The sequence below is a fragment of the Sphingomonas melonis genome (assembly GCF_013409985.1).
Classification (GTDB): domain Bacteria; phylum Pseudomonadota; class Alphaproteobacteria; order Sphingomonadales; family Sphingomonadaceae; genus Sphingomonas; species Sphingomonas melonis_A.
Genome location: NZ_JACCBY010000002.1, coordinates 322,456 through 336,675 on the forward strand (window position 1 = coordinate 322,456; position 14,220 = coordinate 336,675).

General features: G+C 67.4%; 20 protein-coding genes and 2 tRNA genes. 5 read left to right on the forward strand and 17 right to left on the reverse strand.

Annotation, left to right across the window (positions count from 1 at the left end; all coding sequences use genetic code 11):
* Nucleotides 1-24 precede the first annotated feature (24 nt).
* From HD841_RS08130 to HD841_RS08185, 12 genes are all read right to left on the reverse strand, one after another.
* Entirely contained in the window at nucleotides 25-879 is an 855-nt protein-coding gene (locus HD841_RS08130; RefSeq protein ID WP_179508390.1) for an NADH-quinone oxidoreductase subunit C, read from the reverse strand.
* Nucleotides 876-1,427, reverse strand: coding sequence for a NuoB/complex I 20 kDa subunit family protein (locus tag HD841_RS08135; RefSeq protein ID WP_179508391.1), 552 nt, complete (start codon nucleotides 1,425-1,427; stop codon nucleotides 876-878). Before HD841_RS08135 ends, HD841_RS08130 begins: the two co-directional genes overlap by 4 nt.
* A gap of 5 nt (nucleotides 1,428-1,432) precedes the next feature.
* Nucleotides 1,433-1,807 (reverse strand): NADH-quinone oxidoreductase subunit A, encoded by a 375-nt coding sequence (locus HD841_RS08140; RefSeq protein ID WP_038660330.1) that lies wholly within the window; start codon nucleotides 1,805-1,807, stop codon nucleotides 1,433-1,435.
* Between the two features lie 407 nt (nucleotides 1,808-2,214).
* Nucleotides 2,215-3,027: an inositol monophosphatase family protein gene (locus tag HD841_RS08145; RefSeq protein WP_179508392.1), complete on the reverse strand. Its 813-nt coding sequence runs from the start codon at nucleotides 3,025-3,027 to the stop codon at nucleotides 2,215-2,217.
* A gap of 130 nt (nucleotides 3,028-3,157) precedes the next feature.
* Nucleotides 3,158-3,721: an elongation factor P gene (efp, locus tag HD841_RS08150; protein ID WP_037530700.1), complete on the reverse strand. Its 564-nt coding sequence runs from the start codon at nucleotides 3,719-3,721 to the stop codon at nucleotides 3,158-3,160.
* 64 nt (nucleotides 3,722-3,785) lie between these two features.
* A complete protein-coding gene (locus tag HD841_RS08155; protein ID WP_179508393.1) occupies nucleotides 3,786-4,373 on the reverse strand; it encodes a M23 family metallopeptidase in 588 nt (195 codons plus the stop codon).
* Nucleotides 4,374-4,629: 256 nt separating this feature from the next.
* Nucleotides 4,630-5,640 (reverse strand): L,D-transpeptidase family protein, encoded by a 1,011-nt coding sequence (locus HD841_RS08160; RefSeq protein WP_179508394.1) that lies wholly within the window; start codon nucleotides 5,638-5,640, stop codon nucleotides 4,630-4,632.
* Nucleotides 5,641-5,854: 214 nt separating this feature from the next.
* Nucleotides 5,855-6,535 carry a thiamine phosphate synthase gene (gene thiE, locus HD841_RS08165; RefSeq protein ID WP_179508395.1) on the reverse strand — a complete coding sequence of 227 codons (681 nt, stop codon included), beginning with the start codon at nucleotides 6,533-6,535 and terminating at the stop codon, nucleotides 5,855-5,857.
* Nucleotides 6,532-7,065, reverse strand: coding sequence for a hypothetical protein (locus HD841_RS08170; protein WP_179508396.1), 534 nt, complete (start codon nucleotides 7,063-7,065; stop codon nucleotides 6,532-6,534). Before HD841_RS08170 ends, thiE begins: the two co-directional genes overlap by 4 nt.
* 1 nt (nucleotide 7,066) lies before the next feature.
* Nucleotides 7,067-7,990, reverse strand: a complete 924-nt coding sequence (locus HD841_RS08175; protein WP_179508397.1) for a class I fructose-bisphosphate aldolase — start codon at nucleotides 7,988-7,990, stop codon at nucleotides 7,067-7,069.
* A gap of 26 nt (nucleotides 7,991-8,016) precedes the next feature.
* Nucleotides 8,017-8,343 carry a type II toxin-antitoxin system PemK/MazF family toxin gene (locus HD841_RS08180; RefSeq protein WP_373562964.1) on the reverse strand — a complete coding sequence of 109 codons (327 nt, stop codon included), beginning with the start codon at nucleotides 8,341-8,343 and terminating at the stop codon, nucleotides 8,017-8,019.
* Entirely contained in the window at nucleotides 8,334-8,558 is a 225-nt protein-coding gene (locus HD841_RS08185; protein WP_179508398.1) for a ribbon-helix-helix protein, CopG family, read from the reverse strand. Before HD841_RS08185 ends, HD841_RS08180 begins: the two co-directional genes overlap by 10 nt.
* 120 nt (nucleotides 8,559-8,678) lie before the next feature.
* Between HD841_RS08185 and HD841_RS08190 the strand changes: the two genes are divergently transcribed.
* Nucleotides 8,679-9,185 (forward strand): TlpA family protein disulfide reductase, encoded by a 507-nt coding sequence (locus tag HD841_RS08190; RefSeq protein WP_179508399.1) that lies wholly within the window; start codon nucleotides 8,679-8,681, stop codon nucleotides 9,183-9,185.
* A gap of 94 nt (nucleotides 9,186-9,279) precedes the next feature.
* Here HD841_RS08190 and HD841_RS08195 read toward each other — a convergent pair whose 3' ends face one another.
* The 3 genes from HD841_RS08195 to gap form a co-directional block, all read right to left on the reverse strand.
* A complete protein-coding gene (locus HD841_RS08195; protein ID WP_179508400.1) occupies nucleotides 9,280-10,473 on the reverse strand; it encodes a phosphoglycerate kinase in 1,194 nt (397 codons plus the stop codon).
* A 112-nt stretch (nucleotides 10,474-10,585) separates the two neighbouring features.
* On the reverse strand, nucleotides 10,586-11,062 hold the full coding sequence (locus HD841_RS08200) for an MOSC domain-containing protein (RefSeq protein WP_179508401.1): 477 nt from the start codon (nucleotides 11,060-11,062) through the stop codon (nucleotides 10,586-10,588).
* Between the two features lie 4 nt (nucleotides 11,063-11,066).
* Nucleotides 11,067-12,077, reverse strand: a complete 1,011-nt coding sequence (gene gap, locus HD841_RS08205; RefSeq protein ID WP_179508402.1) for a type I glyceraldehyde-3-phosphate dehydrogenase — start codon at nucleotides 12,075-12,077, stop codon at nucleotides 11,067-11,069.
* Nucleotides 12,078-12,216: 139 nt separating this feature from the next.
* On the opposite strand from gap, the gene HD841_RS08210 reads away from it, so the two are divergent.
* The 4 genes from HD841_RS08210 (at nucleotide 12,217) to HD841_RS08225 (ending at nucleotide 13,856) form a co-directional block, all read left to right on the forward strand.
* Nucleotides 12,217-12,435, forward strand: coding sequence for a hypothetical protein (locus HD841_RS08210; protein WP_257015359.1), 219 nt, complete (start codon nucleotides 12,217-12,219; stop codon nucleotides 12,433-12,435).
* On the forward strand, nucleotides 12,435-12,740 hold the full coding sequence (locus HD841_RS08215; protein ID WP_179508403.1) for a cell division protein ZapA: 306 nt from the start codon (nucleotides 12,435-12,437) through the stop codon (nucleotides 12,738-12,740). The genes HD841_RS08210 and HD841_RS08215 overlap by 1 nt, the downstream gene beginning before the upstream one ends.
* Before the next feature lie 376 nt (nucleotides 12,741-13,116).
* On the forward strand, nucleotides 13,117-13,653 hold the full coding sequence (locus HD841_RS08220; RefSeq protein ID WP_179508404.1) for a 5-formyltetrahydrofolate cyclo-ligase: 537 nt from the start codon (nucleotides 13,117-13,119) through the stop codon (nucleotides 13,651-13,653).
* Nucleotides 13,650-13,856, forward strand: coding sequence for a DUF2842 domain-containing protein (locus HD841_RS08225; protein ID WP_179508405.1), 207 nt, complete (start codon nucleotides 13,650-13,652; stop codon nucleotides 13,854-13,856). The genes HD841_RS08220 and HD841_RS08225 overlap by 4 nt, the downstream gene beginning before the upstream one ends.
* Nucleotides 13,857-13,942: 86 nt before the next feature.
* Here HD841_RS08225 and HD841_RS08230 read toward each other — a convergent pair.
* Nucleotides 13,943-14,019 (reverse strand) — tRNA-Asp (locus HD841_RS08230).
* Nucleotides 14,020-14,111: 92 nt separating this feature from the next.
* Nucleotides 14,112-14,188, reverse strand: a tRNA-Asp gene (locus tag HD841_RS08235).
* Between the last annotated feature and the right edge of the window lie 32 nt (nucleotides 14,189-14,220).

The following is a 14,220-nucleotide window of genomic DNA, read 5'->3' on the forward strand; positions in this document are numbered from 1 at the left end:
CGGGCGCGAGGTGCGGGTCCTGGCTCACTGATTCTGTCCTCCGCCCTTGGTCGGCACGACGTCCGAGTCCTTGGGCTTGTCCTGCCGCGCATTGCCGGGGCCGGCATCGCCAGCGCCGGTGTTGGCGGTACCGGTCGAGTCATTCTTGGCATAGGGCTCACTGCCCGCCTTCGGCGACTGCGTCGGCGAGCGCGCGGCATCGGCCTTGGCGATGTCGTCCGCCTTCAGCGGCGTCGGTGCGCCCTTGGCCTCGGGCAGCATGCCCTTCTCGTCGCCGGGCAGCACATAGGCCGCGCCCTCCCAGGGGCTCTGGAAGTCGAAGTTGCGGAAATCCTGCGCCAGCTTGACCGGCTCGTAGATCACCCGCTTGGCTTCTTCCGAATAGCGCATCTCGACGAAGCCCGAGAGCGGGAAGTCCTTGCGCTGCGGGTGGCCGCGGAAGCCGTAATCGGTCAGGATACGCCGCAGATCGGCGTTGCCGGTGAACAGCACGCCATACATGTCGTACACTTCGCGCTCGAGCCAGCCCGCGACCGGCCAGATGCCGGTCACCGACGGCACCGGCTTGACGTCGTCGGTGGCGACATGGACGTGCAGGCGGTGGTTGCGGGTCAGCGACAGCAGGCAATAGACGACCTCGAACCGCTCGGCGCGATCCGGATAGTCGACACCGGCGATCTCCATCAGCTGTTGATATTCCAGGCCGGGCGTGTCGCGCAGCTTGGTCAGCGCATCGACGATCGCGGTGCGTTCGACGTAGAGCGCGACCTCGCCGACCTGATCGACCGCATCGAGCAGCGCAGAGCCGAGCGTCGCGCGGACGATCTCGATCGTCTCGCCGTTGAGGTCGGCAGCCCAGGCAGGAGCAGGCGCCCTCACCGTTCGATGCTCCTCTGACGGCGAATCTTACGCTGCAATTGCATGATCCCGTATAGCAGCGCCTCGGCGGTCGGCGGGCATCCGGGGACATAGATGTCCACCGGCACGACGCGGTCACAGCCGCGCACCACCGAATAGCTGTAATGGTAATAGCCGCCGCCGTTGGCGCAGCTGCCCATCGAGACGACGTACTTCGGCTCCGACATCTGGTCGTAGACCTTGCGCAGCGCCGGCGCCATCTTGTTGCACAGCGTCCCCGCGACGATCATCACGTCCGACTGGCGCGGCGATGCGCGGGGCGCGGCACCGAACCGCTCGAGATCGTAGCGCGGCATGTTGACGTGGATCATCTCGACCGCGCAGCAGGCAAGGCCGAACGTCATCCACCACAGCGAGCCGGTACGCGCCCACTGAAACAGCTCCTCCGTCGAGGTGACGAGGAAACCCTTGTCGTTCAGTTCGCCGTTGAGGCTGTCGAAGAAGCCCTGATCGGGCGGCACCAGCGACGTGGCGGTCGCCGGGCGTTCGAGTTCGACAGGTCCGGACATAGGGGTCATTCCCAATCCAACGCTCCCTTTTTCCAGGCATAGACGAGGCCCAGGGCAAGCTCGCCGATGAAGATCATCATGGAGATCCATGCGGTCCAGCCGATGCTGAAAACCGATACTGCCCAAGGATATAGGAAGGCGGCTTCGAGATCGAAGATGATGAACAGGATGGCAATCAGATAAAATCGCACGTCGAACTGGCTGCGCGGGTCCTCGAAGGCGGGGAAGCCGCATTCGTATTCCGACAGCTTCTGCTCGTTGGGCTTGTTGGTGCCGGTCAGTCGGGCGACGACCATGGGCAGGAACACGAAGGTGCTCGACAGCGCCAGGGCGACACCCAGGAACAGCAGGATAGGCAGATATTGCGACAGATCGACCAATGGGGTTCTCGCAGGTGCGAAGGATGTGGGGGTCGCTTTAGGCCCGTGGACGGGCACGGGCAAGGCCGCGAAGGGTGTGAGAATCACTCTCAATTGGTGGCAGCGTTCAGCGTCAGCACGTCATTCCGCCCCCGCCTGGGCATGGCTATCGCATATGGCTGCGGTCATGAGGCTCGATCGGTTTCCCTATCGAATTCGTCACCCCGGACTTGGTGCGGGATCTACCGGGCCGCGAGAGAATGGTGACGAATCAAGCCTTTCTCCTCGCCGCAAGGTGGACCCCGGACCAAGTCCTGGGTGACGGGGTGGACTTGGAAGATGCAGGCTCGCAGGAGCGTCCATATGCGACAGCCCTGCCCGCCAGGGGAGGACGTTTCACAGTTCGCTGACGGAACGACGAGCCGGCCCTAGCGCAGCGCGCCCGCGACCAGCTTGTGCAGCTTGACGTGGAGACCGTCGTTGGCAGCAAGGAACTCGTTGCGCTCCATCGCCTTGTCGGCCCCGCGGAAATCGGTGACATAGCCGCCGGCCTCCTTGACGAGCAGCATGCCGGCCGCCGTATCCCACGGCTTGAGGCCCGATTCCCAATAGCCATCGAAGCGGCCGGCCGCGACCCAGGCGAGATCGAGCGCGGCGGCACCGAAGCGGCGGATGCCGGCGACTTCCGGTGCGATCGCACCGAAGATGCGGCTCCACTGGACGAAATCGCCGTGGCCGAGGAACGGGATGCCGGTCGCGATCAGCGCCTCCGACAGGTCGCGGCGCGCCGATACGCGCAACCGCTGGTCGGTAAGCCAGGCGCCGCGGCCTTTCTCGGCCCAGAAGCTTTCGTCGGTCAGCGGCTGATAGACGAGACCGGTCGTGATCTCGCGCTTGCCCGACGGGGTCGGCTCCTCGACCGCGATCGAGATGGCGAAATGCGGGATGCCGTGGAGGAAGTTCGAGGTGCCGTCGAGCGGATCGATGATGAAGCGCGGCTTGTCGGGATCGCCCGCGACCTCACCCCCCTCTTCCATCAGGAAGCCCCAGTCGGGACGGGCGCGGCGCAGCTCGTCGAACAGCGTCTGTTCGGCGCGCTTGTCGGCGATCGACACGAAGTCGGCCGGCCCCTTGCGGCTGACCTGCAGGTGTTGGACCTCGTTGAAGTCGCGGCGCAGCGCCGTGCCGGCCTTGCGGGCGGCACGCTCGATGACGGTGAAGAGGCCGGAATGGGAGGGCATGGCAGGCTTTCTAGCCCCTCCCCTTCAGGGGAGGGGTTGGGGTGGGGAAATCCGGGATGAGGACCTGGGCGGAATATGCCCCACTGTCCCACCCCAACCCCTCCCCTGAAGGGGAGGGGCTTTCAGCAGGTCAATCCGCGCGGCGGACGTAGGTCTGTTCGTAGACGTCGACGACAATGCGCGTGCCCGCGCCGATATGCGGCGGGACCATAACGCGCACGCCATTGTCGAGGATCGCGGGCTTGTAGCTCGACGAAGCGGTCTGCCCCTTCACGACGGCATCGGCCTCGACGATCATCGCCTCGATCGTGCTCGGCAGTTCGACCGAGATCGGCTTTTCGTCATAGAGTTCGAGCACCACGTCCATGCCGTCCTGCAGGAAGGCGGCGGCATCGCCGAGGATGCCGGCGTCGAGCGTGATCTGCTCGTAATTGTCCTTGTCCATGAACGTCAGCGCATCGCCGTCGCGGAACAGGAACTGGAAGTCCTTGGTGTCGAGGCGGACGCGCTCGACCGTCTCGGCGGAGCGGAAGCGGACGTTGTTCTTGCGCCCGTCGATCAGGTTCTTCATCTCGACCTGCATATACGCACCGCCCTTGCCGGGCTGCGTGTGCTGGATCTTGACGGCGCGCCAGATGCCGCCCTCATATTCGATGATGTTGCCGGGACGGATGTCCACGCCGCTGATCTTCATGGATCTGAACCTACTGGAAAGAGCGAGATAGGCGCGCGGCTGACGCACGCCCGGTGGCGCCCCTTTACCGCCCCCGCGCGCGGGCGGCAAGCATGGGGAAGGGATTGACGTCCTCGCCCTGGTACCAGCGCTCGCCCGGCTGCATCCGTTGCAGGCCGAAATGGAGATGGAAGTTGCCGGCCCCGGCATCGCCGGTATCGCCGACATAGCCGATCGCCTGTCCGGTCCTGATCGGCTGGCCCTCGCGCAGACCCGGCGCGTAGCCGGCGAGATGCGCATAATAATAGATCCAGCGGCGGTCGGGCGAGCGGATATAGGCAGTGGTGCCGCCGAGGTTCGACTGGAACAGCTTCTCGACGGTACCGTCGGCGGCCGCGATCACCGGCGTACCGGCGGCAGCGGGAATATCGGTACCGTGATGCCCGCGGCTGCCACCGCCGCGCGGGTCCATCCAGCTGTCGACGATCGCCTCGCGGCGGACGCCGGCGACGGGCACGGCGAGCGGCGCGTCGTCGCGCCTATCAGGCTCGCGGACCGCGATGTCGGCGCGCGGCGCGGCGGAGCGCGGGGCGGTGCCGAAACTGGTCAGCGCCGCAAAGCCAGCGCCGAGCAGGACGACGAAGGCGAGGATGATCCAGCCGAGCCGGGTCATAGGCGCGGGCTCATCGCCGGCGCGCGAAGCCACATTCCTCCCCCGCCAGGGAGTGCCGAGTTGAACGGCCCCCGGTCGTTCAAGGTCATGCCGGGAGCATGACCGGCCCGGCACTGTGGCGCGCCGAAGGCGTGCCGGAGGGGGAGGATGCGGCGAAACTGGCCGTATGCGTAGACCCTCTCTCCACCACCGGCCATCGGCCGGCAGTCCCCCTCTCCGGTTGCGCGAGCAGGGAATTGGCTTTCTTTCCCCGGCTTCACGCCTGGAACACCGCCTTGGTCCCCGGCTTCACCATCTGCGCCAGACGCGCCACGTCCCAGTTGGTCAGGCGGATGCAGCCGTGGCTCTCGGTGCGGCCGATCAGCTCGGGATGCGGCGTGCCGTGGATGCCGTAATGCTCCTTCGACAGGTCGAGCCAGACGACGCCGACCGGACCATTCGGCCCCGGCGGCAGCATCTCCTTTTGGTCGCCCTTCTTGGCGTCCCAGAACAGCGCCGGATTATAGTGGAACTTGGGATTATAGTCCGCACCATAGATCTTCCACGTGCCCAGCGGCAGCGGATCGTGTTCGGAGCCCATCGTCGCGCTGAACTGCGCGATCAGCTTGTCGTCCTTGTCGAGGACGCGGAGCACCTTCTCCGACTTGTCGACGACGATATGGTCGGCGACCGGCTGGTTGGCATCGACGTTGAGCATGTTGAGGGTCTGGCGCCAGTGATCGGGCAGCTTGGGATCATAGGCGCGGCTGGCGGGCAGTGCGTTGGGCACGATGATCGCATTGCCGACCTTGAGCCGCGTGTCGGGCGAGTTGAGCGCGATCAAGACGGCGGGCTGGGTGTGGAACATCTCCGCCAGCTTCTCCATCGGCGTCGCATAGCCGAGGCTGGGCAGCTTGGCCTGCTCGCCATAATCCTTCGGCAGCGGATTATAGTACGGCCCGGCGAGCGCCTCGCGGGTCAGCACGAAGCGCGTCGTCGGGCGCTTGGCGCGATAGGGGTACAAAGCCTGCAGCGTCGCCGCATCGGGCTTGCCGGTGCGCGGCAGCCCCTTCGCCTCCTGGAAGCCCTTGAGCGCGGCGGTGAGCGACTGGCCGCCCTTGCCGTCGAGTACGCCCGGACCGAAGCCGAGCGAATCGAGGATCACCTGTACGTGGAGGATGTTGCGGTCGACGGTCGGTGCCGCCGACTGGACCGTCGCCTGCTGCGCGATCGTCGGAGCGGCGAGCGAGGCGCCCGCGAGCAGCGCCGTTGCCAGAACCATCTTCATATCGCCGTTCCCTTTAACCGTTACGCTGGTGGATCAAACGGATCGCAGCGCATGTGGTTTCGTGGGCGGCATTTTTGTGCGGGGAATGCAGGCGGGACGAACCTGTGGACCGGCCCTGCCGTCAGTCGTCCGCCGACGCACCGGCACGCTCACCTGCCCTTCGAAAAGCTCGGGACGAACGAACGGCGCAGACGCTCCGGCGTCATCGGCGACGTCAGCCGAGCACTCCGGCGAACGCGCGCACCGCGGCCGCCTCGTCGCCGGCCCATATTGCGCCGGACACCGCGAGAAAGTCCGCGCCGGCCGCGATCAGCGGCGGCGCGTTGACCGGCGTGATGCCGCCGATCGCGACGCTCGGCAGCTCGAACATCGACGCCCACCACGACAGGATCGAGGGGTCCGGATGATGCTCGACCGCCTTGGTCGTCGTCGGGTAGAAGGCGCCGAAGGCGACATAGTCCGCGCCGCCTTCGCCCGCTTCCATCGCGAGATGCCGGCTGTCGTGGCAGGTCACGCCGATCTGCACCGTCGGACCGAGCGCGTCGCGTGCCTCGCGTGGGTCGCCGTCCTCCTGGCCCAGATGCACGCCATCGGCACCGAGCCGCTTGGCGAGCGCGATACTGTCATTGACGATGAAGGCGACCTCCCGGTCGGCGCAGATACGCTGCAACGGCTCGGCGAGCTTGGCGGCGACATGCTGGTCGACGTCCTTGACGCGAAACTGGAAGGCGGCAACCGGCCCCGCGTCGAGCGCGCGCGCCAGCCGGTCGGGAAAGCCACCGGTCACGTCGAGCGGCGAGATCAGATACAGCTGGCACGGCGGCCGGCGGTCGTTGCGCTGGAAGTTTGCAGCGAAATCGGGGTCGAGGGGGCCAAGCGGATCGTCTTCGGTCATCCGCCAGCGCCTAGCGCCTTCCACGCCGCGACGAAAGCCGCCGGATCATCGAGCCGGTGCGCGATCGTCGTGACGTTGCGCCGGCCGGGCAAGGGCGTGACGAGATCAACGACCAGATTGGGATAAGCGAGGAGCGCGAGGTTGAGCACCGAACGTTGCTTCATCGCGCTCGAGTCGATCGACGGCCGCAATCCGGCGATGTTGCGAAGCGGGATTGCGACACGCCGGATCGTGCCGACCTGCATCACCAGCCGCTCGCGGTCCAGCAACGCCGGCCGGTGCTTCATCATCAGCACCGCCCGGATCAGCCACAGCAGACCGCCGAGCGTCAACAGCGACACGAGCACCGCCGCGGCGGGATGCCACAGCGCGACCAGCAGATGCGTCACCGCCAGCTCGACCACCCCGACGGCCACGAGCGCCCATACCAGAGGCGCGACCGCCCGATGATAGGAGAAGCGGAGCGGCAGGATCGGCGGCGCGACGCCCGGTGGAACGATGTCCGGCCGCGGCGTCGCGCCGTCCATCACATCAGGCCGCTTCGCCGCGATAGATGGCGATCAGCTTGCCGAGCATGTCGAGCGCGTCCTCGCGGCTGCGCTGGAAGGTGTTGCGGCCGATGATCGAGCCGTTGCCGCCGCCCGCCAGAATGTCGCGCGCGTCCTGGTAGACCGCGTCGGCGCCCTTGGCGGCACCACCCGAGAAGACGACGATGCGGCGACCGGCGAAGCTCGCCTGGACGACGTGGCGGACGCGATCGGCCTGGTTGGACCAGTCGGTGCCCTCATAGACGCGCTTGGCCTCTTCCTGCTCGATATGCGCCGACGGCAGCTTCACCTTGATGATGTGCGCGCCGAGCAACGCCGCCATGTGCGCGGCATAGGCGCCGACGTCGAGCGCCAGCTCGCCGTCCTTGCTGAGCTTGCCGCCGCGCGGATAGCTCCAGATGACGGTGGCGATGCCGACCGACTTGGCCTCCTCGCTGAGTTCGCGGATCTCTTCCATCTGCTCGAAGATGCCGTCGGAGCCAGGATAGATGGTGAAGCCGATCGCCGCGCAGCCGAGGCGCAGCGCGTCCGAGACGCTGGCGGTCACTGCCTGGTCGATGCTGGTCGCCCAGCTGTTCGAGCTGTTTACCTTGAGGATCGTCGGGATCTGGCCGGCGAAGGTGTCCGCGCCCGCCTCGAGCGGCCCGAGCGGTGCGGCATAGGCGGACAGGCCCGCGTCGATCGCGATCTGATAATGGTAATGGGGATCGTAGGCGGGCGGGTTGACCGCGAAGGAGCGCGCCGGACCGTGCTCGAAGCCCTGGTCGACGGGCAGGATCACCAGCTTGCCGGTGCCGCCCAGCTTGCCCTGCATCAGGATGCGGGCGAGGTTCGCCTTTACCGCGGGGCTGGTCGCTTCATATTTGTCGAGGATCGCCTTGACGGCGGGCGTGACGGTGGTGGTCATGGGTCGGCTCCTTGGGTCGGATAGGGTCAGAGCATCAGCCAGCGGCGCAGCGCCTGGTCGATCTGCTCCATACGGGTGGGACTGGCATGGCCGATCACGGTGGTGATCCGCTCGCGGGCGACACTGGAGATACGGTCGATCTGCACCTCGCATTCGGCGGTCAGGCCGTTGTGCTCACGCGGCGACATCACCACCCGGAACAAGGCCTCGCCGCCAATGACGTTGGTCAGCGGGCAGACGGTGATCGTCGCATGCGTCGCATTGAACAGGTCGGACTGGACAACGACGCACGGGCGCTGCGGTTCACCGGCGGGTCCATCGACCAGCACGATGGCGCCGTGCGCTATCTCCACGCCGCGGCATCCTGCCAGAACACGCTGTCCTCGATCGAGGCGCGGGCGGAGGCGCGGGTCGACTGGCGGCGCGCCTCGCGGCGATAGGCTTCGTCGTGGAGATCGACGTAGCGGCGCACCGCCTCGCGTGCGATATCGCTCTTGCTGCGCCCCTGGGTGCGCGCGACCGCGGCGAGCCGCTCTTCCAATTCCGTGTCGAGTCGTACGCCGAGCATGCCACCTGCCTGTTAAACGCGTTAAACATAGCGGCGACAGGCCGTGCGATCAACCGCTTAGGTGGGCGATATTGACGCTCACCGGCGGGTCGTGATCAACCCGCGGCGGGGACGATCATCATGCGCCTAATCCATCTCGCCCTTGCCGCGGTGCTGTCGCTGACGCCGGCCGTCGCAGCCGACGCCGCGCGGCCGTCGAGCATCATCGGCAAGCCGGCGCCCGACTTCGAGCTGACGCTGATGGACGGCAGCAAGGTCAGGCTGGCCGATCTGCGCGGTCAGGTGGTGGTGCTCAATTTCTGGGCGACGTGGTGCGTGCCATGCCGGCGCGAATTGCCGCTGCTCGATGGTTATTACCGGCTGCAGAAACAGCATGGCCTGCGCGTCTTCGCGGTCACGACCGAGGATTCGGTGCCGCCGAGGCTCATGAAGCCGCTGTTCGCAGCGATGGCGATCACGCCGACCAAGCGGGTCAAGGGCCATTACGAATTGATCGGCAACGCCGTACCGACCAATTACGTCATCGATCGCGCGGGCATCGTCCGCTACGCCAAGGCGGCGGCGTTCGATCTCGACGACCTCAACACGATCCTGACGCCGCTGCTCAAAGAGGCGCCGCCCGCCTGAGCGGCGCCCTGTCGTATTGCCCCGCCCTTCGCCCATTCTGCCGACGGGCCTGAGCCTCTTCGTCGGTCGATAAGCCGGGCGCGGGCGGAGCCGCCTAGCGGGCGATCAGCGCGGCGACGCCGGGCAGGTCCTTGCCTTCCATCCATTCGAGGAAGGCGCCGCCGGCGGTCGAGACGAAGGTGAAGCGATCCGCGACATGCGCCTGGTTCAGCGCGGCGACGGTATCCCCGCCCCCCGCCACAGAGACGAGGCTGCCGTCCTGCGTCAGTGCCGCGGCGGTGCGCGCGAGGCTGACGGTGGCGACATCGAACGGCGGCGTCTCGAAGGCGCCGAGCGGACCGTTCCACACCAGGGTGCGGCAGTTCTTGAGCACGTCGCCCAACGCCTCGACCGCGCTCGGCCCCACATCGAGGATCATCTCGTCGGCGGCGACTTCGTGGACGTTGACCGTGCGGACCGGCGGATTGGCGCGGAATTCCTTTGCCACCACGACGTCATACGGCAGGTGAACGGTGCAGTTGGCGCGGTCCGCCGCCTCCAGGATCTCGTCCGCCGTCCCGGTGAGATCGTGCTCGCACAGCGATTTGCCGACATTGACCCCGCGCGCGGCGAGGAAGGTGTTGGCCATGCCGCCGCCTATGATCAGATGATCGACCCGGGTGACGAGATGCTTCAGCACGTCGAGCTTCGTCGAGACCTTGGCGCCGCCGACCACAGCCGCGACGGGATGCTCGGGCTTGCCGAGCGCCTTTTCGAGCGCGTCGAGTTCGGCCTCCATTGCGCGGCCGGCGAAGGCGGGCAGGACGTGCGCCAGCCCCTCGGTCGAGGCATGGGCGCGGTGCGCGGCGGAGAAGGCGTCGTTGACGTAGAGGTCGCCGAGCTTGGCGAAGCGCGCGACGACGGCGGGATCGTTCTTCTCCTCGCCGCCGAAGAAGCGGGTGTTCTCCAGGATCGCGATGTCACCGGGCTGGAGCGTCGCGACCGCCTCGTCGGCGCCCTCCCAATCGATGTAGCGGACCGGGCGGCCGAGGACGTTCCCATAGGGCCGGGCGAGCATCGCCAGCGACATGTCCGGGCTCGGCACGCCCTTGGGCCGGCCGTAATGGGCGAGGATCAGCACGATCGCGCCGCGGTCGGCGAGTTCACTGACCGTCGGCAGCGTCGCGCGCAGCCGCGTATCGTCGGTCACCGCGCCATCCGCCATCGGCACGTTCAGATCCTCGCGGACGAGCACGCGCTTGCCGCTGATCTCACCCATATCGTCGAGCGTCTTGAAGGCCTTGGTCACATCGTCTTCCTTCATCTCTTGAACTATGGACCCGTTCGTACCGAGCTTGTCGAAGTACGGTGAGTCCCAATGCCCTTTGACAAGCTCAGGGCGAACGGTGGAACAACGCGCGCTATACGATGCTGGGCGGGATCACCGTCACCGCATCGCCAATGGCGATCCGCCCGCCCACCTTGACTCGCGAACAGGCGCCGCCCCGCCAGTCGGGCGTCAGCGCGGCTTCGAGGCCGGGCGCGACCGCCTCCATCCGGAAGCAAGGATCGCATTCGACGGTGATCTCGAGCTCGACCGCGCCGATCCGGATCCGGGTTCCCGGCACCTGCGGGATGTCGATACCGCCGAGCAGCAGGTTCACCCGCCGCTCCTGCCACGGTATCGCCTGGCCGAGTTCGGCCATCGCCGCATCCCAGTCGCGCCGCTCCATCATCGTCACCTGACGCCGGCCGCGGCCATTGGGCTTGACCCGCCCGCGGCAATCGCCGTCGAGGCCGCCTTCGACGGTCACCGCGACCGCCTCCAGCAGCTCCATCGGCCCCTTGGGCCGCGCGTGCCGGGCGATCCCGACCAGCACGCCGCCCACCGTCGCCATCGGCTTAGAGGAAGCTCGCCATCACGGTCGCGGTGTCGACCATGCGATTGGAGAAGCCCCATTCATTGTCGTACCAGCTGACGACGCGTACCAGCTTGCCGTCGAGCACCGCGGTCTCGAGGCTGTCGACGGTCGACGATTGCGGCGAGTGCATCAGGTCGATCGAGACGAGCGGCTCGTCCGAATAGACCAGCACGCCCTTGAGCGGGCCGTCTTCCGACGCCGCCTTGAGGATCGCGTTGACCTCGTCCTTGGTGGTGTCGCGCTTCGGCGTGAAGGTCAGGTCAATCAGGCTGACGTCGGGCACCGGCACGCGGATCGCCGAGCCGTCGAGCTTGCCCTTGAGCTCGGGCAGCACCTCGCCGACCGCGCGGGCAGCGCCGGTGGTGGTCGGGATCATCGACATGGCGGCGGCGCGGGCGCGGCGCAGGTCGGGGTGGATCTGGTCGAGGATCTTCTGGTCGTTGGTATAGGCGTGGACCGTGGTCATCAGGCCGCGCTCGATGCCGATCGCGTCGTTGAGTACCTTGGCGACCGGCGCGAGGCAGTTGGTCGTGCACGAGGCGTTCGAGACGATCGTGTGCTCGGCGGTCAGCTTGTCATGGTTGACGCCATAGACGACGGTCAGGTCGACGCCCTTGCCGGGCGCCGAGATCAGCACCTTCTTGGCGCCGGCGTCGATATGTTTCTGGCAGGCGGCCTTGTCGGTGAAGAAGCCGGTGCATTCGAGCACCAGATCGACGCCCAATTCCTTGTGCGGCAGGTTGGCGGGATCGCGCTCGGCGGTGACGCGGATGCGCTTGCCGTCGATGACGAGGTCGTTGCCCTCGGCGGTGACGGTGCCGGGATATTTGCCGTGGACGCTGTCGCGGCTGAACAGCCAGGCGTTCGACTTGGCGTCGGCCAGGTCGTTGATCGCCACCAGTTCGAGCGCGCCGGCGTTCCGCTCGATGATCGCGCGCGCCACCAGGCGTCCGATGCGTCCGAAACCGTTGATCGCAACCTTCACCGTCATCTGGTCTCTCCTCGCGTGTGCATGAGCTGCGCGACGACATCGGGCCGCGCCGGGCGCGCCAGCCTTTGCGAGGCCACGCCCCGGTCTGTCAACCGCGCGCGGCATGCGCCCGGCCGATTGCGGGACAGGTTTTGCCGGCTTGCCGCTCGCCACGGCCGCGCCTACGTCCCCTGCCATGCCCGACACTCCCAGTGCGGTCGATCGCATCGATGCCGCGATCGCCCGAATCGAATCCGCCATCGACGCCCGCGCCCGGGCCGGGGATGCGCTCGCCCGCCGTCATGCTGCCCTGAAGGCGCGGATGGCCGAGGCGGTGGCGGCGCTGGATGACGTCATCGCGCGCGGCTCGGCGTCCTGATGGCCAACGTCACGCTGACGATCGGCACCCGGCCGTTCACCGTCGCCTGTCGCGACGGCGAGGAAGCCCGGCTGCAACAGCTCGGGCGGATGCTCGACGAACGCTGGCCGACGGCGCTGCGGGCGGCGGCGAATATCCCGGGCGAGCGCGCGATGCTGTTCGTCGCGCTGATGCTGGCGGACGACCTCGACGAGATCCAGCACCGTCCGCCCGAGGGCGCGGCGGTGAGCGAGCCGGCGCTGGCGCGCATCGCCGACCGGCTGGAAGCGCTGGCCAACGCTTTGGAGCGCGATCCGGCGGGGTGATCGCCCCTTTCATCATCCCGACGTAAGTCGGGACCCAGGGATACGATGGTGCCAGAGGTCGCGCACAACCATCAGAGACACCGTGACCATGGGTCCCGGCGTTCGCCGGGATGACGAATAAGGCAGGGATGCGAGGCCGCACCCATTGCCACCGTCCGTGCGACGCACTAAATCAGTCCGTGGCGGGTTCTGCCCGGTACGAGCCTTACTTTATCCCTGAGGCTATTCATCATCCAAGGGGGCTGTCCCTGCCCGGACCCTGGTCCGACGCACATGGTCCCCACCTGACGTTACTGGGCGTCGGTGGATATTTTGGCACACGGCCACGGCGGTCCCGCCACCCGCCCCTTCCCTCCCGATCCCGCGAACCGGAGCGATGACCGACAAGCTCGCCCTCCGCGCCCGCCTGCGTGCCGCCCGCGACGGTTTCGCGCGGGATGGCCGCATCGTGGTGGCCGACGCGTTTCGCGCTCGGCTGCACGCGGGGCCGATCGTCGCGACCTATATGCCGTTCGGCAGCGAGGCCGACCCCGCGCCGCTGGCCGCCGCCGCCAGCGAGGCGGGATGCCGCCTCGCCCTGCCCCATGTCACCAGCCGCAGCGCGCCGATGCGCTTCCTCGCCTGGGACGGGAAGGCGCCGCTCGTCGCCGGGCCCTACGGCCTGCTGCAACCCGCTGACGACGCCGCCGCGCTACGTCCGGACATCGTACTGACGCCGCTCGTCGGCTTCGACCGCGCCGGCCACCGTCTTGGGCAAGGTGCGGGCTATTACGATCGCGCCTTCGCGTCATTGCCGGACGCATGGCGCGTCGGCATCGCCTGGTCGGTGCAGGAGGTCGACGCCTGCCCTGCCGACCCGTGGGACGTGCCGCTGCACGCCATCGCTACCGAATCGGATTGGATCGTCCCATGACCCCCAGTTGGCGCAAACCGGCAGGCGTGCTGCTCATCCTCATGCTGATCGGCCTGTGGTGCGCGATCATCGTCAGCGCGTCGGGACTCGTCGGCAATTGGCCGTGGTGGCTGCAATTGCCCTTCTACCTGGTGACCGGCATCGTGTGGATCATGCCGATGAAGCCGCTGCTGCTCTGGATGGAGACCGGGCGCTGGCGATAGCCGCGCGCTGCGCCGCTCGCTTTCGGTAAGACCGAGGGGCCGGCGGGGCCGGACGTTCAAAGGGGATGCATCATCCGTATGCCGGATGGCGCGAGTGACGGGGCTCGAACCCGCGACCTCCGGCGTGACAGGCCGGCGCTCTAACCAACTGAGCTACACCCGCGTATAACGCGGTCGGAGCAGATCGTCCGCCCGATGGCGACGCGACATACTCCCGCATGTTCCGATAGACTTTCCCGCTTCCTGGAAGGGAAGTGGCGCGAGTGACGGGGCTCGAACCCGCGACCTCCGGCGTGACAGGCCGGCGCTCTAACCAACTGAGCTACACCCGCTGAAAGCGTTGAGGCGCGCCAACTAGGCGAGC

Excerpts from the sequence above, each read along its gene's own strand:
- HD841_RS08135 (WP_179508391.1), bottom strand. The coding sequence starts at position 1,427 with ATGTCCGGACCTGTCGAACTCGAACGCCCGGCGACCGCCACGTCGCTG.
- HD841_RS08145 (WP_179508392.1), bottom strand. The coding sequence starts at position 3,027 with ATGCCCTCCCATTCCGGCCTCTTCACCGTCATCGAGCGTGCCGCCCGC.
- efp (WP_037530700.1), bottom strand. The coding sequence starts at position 3,721 with ATGAAGATCAGCGGCGTGGACATCCGTCCCGGCAACATCATCGAATAT.
- HD841_RS08155 (WP_179508393.1), bottom strand. The coding sequence starts at position 4,373 with ATGACCCGGCTCGGCTGGATCATCCTCGCCTTCGTCGTCCTGCTCGGC.
- HD841_RS08160 (WP_179508394.1), bottom strand. The coding sequence starts at position 5,640 with ATGAAGATGGTTCTGGCAACGGCGCTGCTCGCGGGCGCCTCGCTCGCC.
- thiE (WP_179508395.1), bottom strand. The coding sequence starts at position 6,535 with ATGACCGAAGACGATCCGCTTGGCCCCCTCGACCCCGATTTCGCTGCA.
- HD841_RS08175 (WP_179508397.1), bottom strand. The coding sequence starts at position 7,990 with ATGACCACCACCGTCACGCCCGCCGTCAAGGCGATCCTCGACAAATAT.
- HD841_RS08185 (WP_179508398.1), bottom strand. The coding sequence starts at position 8,558 with ATGCTCGGCGTACGACTCGACACGGAATTGGAAGAGCGGCTCGCCGCG.
- HD841_RS08190 (WP_179508399.1), top strand. The coding sequence starts at position 8,679 with ATGCGCCTAATCCATCTCGCCCTTGCCGCGGTGCTGTCGCTGACGCCG.
- HD841_RS08200 (WP_179508401.1), bottom strand. The coding sequence starts at position 11,062 with ATGGCGACGGTGGGCGGCGTGCTGGTCGGGATCGCCCGGCACGCGCGG.
- gap (WP_179508402.1), bottom strand. The coding sequence starts at position 12,077 with ATGACGGTGAAGGTTGCGATCAACGGTTTCGGACGCATCGGACGCCTG.
- HD841_RS08215 (WP_179508403.1), top strand. The coding sequence starts at position 12,435 with ATGGCCAACGTCACGCTGACGATCGGCACCCGGCCGTTCACCGTCGCC.
- HD841_RS08220 (WP_179508404.1), top strand. The coding sequence starts at position 13,117 with ATGACCGACAAGCTCGCCCTCCGCGCCCGCCTGCGTGCCGCCCGCGAC.
- HD841_RS08225 (WP_179508405.1), top strand. The coding sequence starts at position 13,650 with ATGACCCCCAGTTGGCGCAAACCGGCAGGCGTGCTGCTCATCCTCATG.